This window comes from Microcoleus sp. OTE_8_concoct_300 (assembly GCF_031383065.1).
Classification (GTDB): Bacteria; Cyanobacteriota; Cyanobacteriia; order Cyanobacteriales; family Microcoleaceae; genus Microcoleus.
In genome coordinates, this window is the sequence record NZ_JANMZH010000508.1 from 1 (window position 1) to 2,292 (window position 2,292).

Sequence of the window (2,292 nt, forward strand, 5' to 3'; positions counted from 1 at the left end):
GCCGGGTCGCTCCCGGTCTTAAATTATGTCTAAGCCTAAGTCTGAAATCAAGTTTGCGATTCTTAAGGCGAGTTATTGGGTTGGCGATGCTACTGAATATGGCTGCGTTTACTGGTTACTCGGAATGAAAGGAAAATGGTCTGAAGAGTTTGAAGCAGCCGAATTCTTCGATACTCGATCGGATGCTGAATTACGCTTAACTGAGGAGAACCAGGCTTCTGAAAATCCTCATTGTTCCATTATTGAGGTTGAACTCTACCGTGATTAAGTTAATGCTTCGCTCTGAGATTTTAACTTTAAGGAGAATCAGTCATGACAATTACAGTCGAACAAATCAAATCAATCATTGCTGGTACTGAAGAAAATCTGCGACTTTTGCAGAAACAGCCAGAGTATCAGGCGCTCGAACAGAGCGAGAATTTTGTCACACAAAATGAATTAGGTTTGGCGGATGCTATTCAGGCACTGAGTGAAGTTTATCAGGCAATAGAACAATCTGAATGCGATTTAGTCAGTGCTGTCGTTAGTTCACAACTACCCCCGAGCGGAATTTCTCACTAATTAATCAGCGCATAGCCGGGTCGCTCCCGGCAGTCTCATGAAATCTACGACTGTTAAATGGAATCCACCCACTGCTGAAGAGTTGCCGTGTAATTGGTCAGTTCAGGCGATCGGTGATGATGGCGGAGCTTATAAAAGTCGTGACGGTTTGATTGTAATAATTTCTTGTGCGATCGAAAAAGACGGCAATTCGTGGGTTCATCTCTCACTGTCTCGGAAAAAATCAGTTCCAACTTGGATAGATTTGGTCAAAGTCAAGGAGATTTTCTTGGGTGCAGACGCTTTGGCACTTCAGATTCTGCCTCCTCGATCGGAATGGGTAAATGTTCATGAGTTCTGCCTCCACCTTTATCAATGCCTTGACCAACGACCAATCCCTGATTTTCGGAAACTAGGAACAATTTAATGACACTCGATCCAAATGACATGAGAACCTACCCGGTTCAACAGAAACCATGCAAAACTTGTCCGTTTAGTGGTGAAAAACCATTACTTCTATCTCTATCAGATTTGGCAAGATACTACGAAAACTTGATGGGGAATGGGCAACACATTTGTCATAGTACAAATAACACGAAAATATGTCGGGGTGGCCGAGACATTCAACTAAAATGGCTCTGTTCGATCGGTTTCTTAGCTGAGCCGACTGATGAAGCTTTCAACGAAGCAGTAAACTGGGCATTGAATAATAAGGAGTCAGCAACGTCAACCACCCATGACTAAATCTTAGATTCTAGTGAGGGCTTGAGAAATCAAGTCCATAGTTGACCCGTCTAAGTTCCTTGAGAGCTACCTTATCCAGGTCACAGCACCCGAGAATGCTTCAACAGTTCTCGGCTCTGCTGTCAGTCATTAAACATCCGATTTGGGTTTAGGCAGTGTGGCTGACCTCGACACCGCCTAGATAACATTGACCAGTTGAACTTTACCCTAGCAATAGGAGCTTTCAAATGCCCAATAGAAATGCAGTTTTTGTAATTGATGCCGATACAGCAGGAGTTAGAACACCGTAATGCCGTGTCCCTACAATTAATCGGGCGATGAATATATTCAAATTTAAAATCAAAGATAGCATAATACTCCAATTACTAACGTCTAACCCTGACCATCTGGTTAGTAGCTCTGGTAACGTAACTATCGCCTTGGGTTGGGACATCATTATAGCCTTTCTCAAAAAGGTGAGGTACGAATTTTGACCTGGAAAGCTTGACAATACAGGGTTTCTGTATACCTCATTTATCTGAGAATCGCTATATAGCAAGTCTTTTCATTGTTATAATTTCATTATAATTCAGGAAAAATATCCTTTTTATAAAGCGGTCTGAAAAACAGGTATTCTGTAATATAATTTTGAAATCTATGCAGTTTCACTCGATTGCATCATGCCGCCAATACCAACAGTCACAGTCAAATCAGGATACAAGCCACAATCTATCGATACCAGCATTGAAGCTGACGTGCTGATGTTCCAGCTAATGCGACAGTTAACGCCCCAACAAAAAGTACAACGGACTTGCGCTTTCAATCAAGCGGTGCGAAGGCTGGCAATATCTGGAATAAAGAACCAGTATCCCAATGCTACTGAGGCAAAAGGTAAGGATTCAGGTATCTGAAACGTAGTCACAGAAGGACTTCTAGAATTAAAGCCTTCGCTAAATCAACAGCTTGATTCTCAATAGGTACGAAAATAAAAGCTTTCAGGGTTTCTTAATAAGAATGGATATTTGATGA

The 2,292-nt window shown here is 41.9% G+C and carries 5 protein-coding genes; all 5 read left to right on the top strand.

What is annotated here, in order from left to right:
* Positions 1–25: 25 nt before the first annotated feature.
* Positions 26–268, top strand: coding sequence for a hypothetical protein (locus ACUVJL_RS23410; protein ID WP_445248031.1), 243 nt, complete (start codon positions 26–28; stop codon positions 266–268).
* Between the two features lie 44 nt (positions 269–312).
* Positions 313–561, top strand: coding sequence for a hypothetical protein (locus ACUVJL_RS23415; protein ID WP_445248032.1), 249 nt, complete (start codon positions 313–315; stop codon positions 559–561).
* 37 nt (positions 562–598) lie between these two features.
* Entirely contained in the window at positions 599–967 is a 369-nt protein-coding gene (locus ACUVJL_RS23420) for a DUF7694 domain-containing protein (RefSeq protein ID WP_445248033.1), read from the top strand.
* Complete coding sequence (locus tag ACUVJL_RS23425) at positions 967–1,284, top strand: hypothetical protein (RefSeq protein ID WP_445248034.1); 318 nt, start codon at positions 967–969, stop codon at positions 1,282–1,284. The genes ACUVJL_RS23420 and ACUVJL_RS23425 overlap by 1 nt, the downstream gene beginning before the upstream one ends.
* A gap of 659 nt (positions 1,285–1,943) precedes the next feature.
* Positions 1,944–2,174 carry a hypothetical protein gene (locus ACUVJL_RS23430; protein WP_445248035.1) on the top strand — a complete coding sequence of 77 codons (231 nt, stop codon included), beginning with the start codon at positions 1,944–1,946 and terminating at the stop codon, positions 2,172–2,174.
* Positions 2,175–2,292: the final 118 nt, after the last annotated feature.

Coding starts and splice junctions, on each gene's coding strand:
- ACUVJL_RS23420 (WP_445248033.1), top strand. CDS start 599: ATGAAATCTACGACTGTTAAATGGAATCCACCCACTGCTGAAGAGTTG.
- ACUVJL_RS23415 (WP_445248032.1), top strand. CDS start 313: ATGACAATTACAGTCGAACAAATCAAATCAATCATTGCTGGTACTGAA.
- ACUVJL_RS23430 (WP_445248035.1), top strand. CDS start 1,944: ATGCCGCCAATACCAACAGTCACAGTCAAATCAGGATACAAGCCACAA.
- ACUVJL_RS23410 (WP_445248031.1), top strand. CDS start 26: ATGTCTAAGCCTAAGTCTGAAATCAAGTTTGCGATTCTTAAGGCGAGT.
- ACUVJL_RS23425 (WP_445248034.1), top strand. CDS start 967: ATGACACTCGATCCAAATGACATGAGAACCTACCCGGTTCAACAGAAA.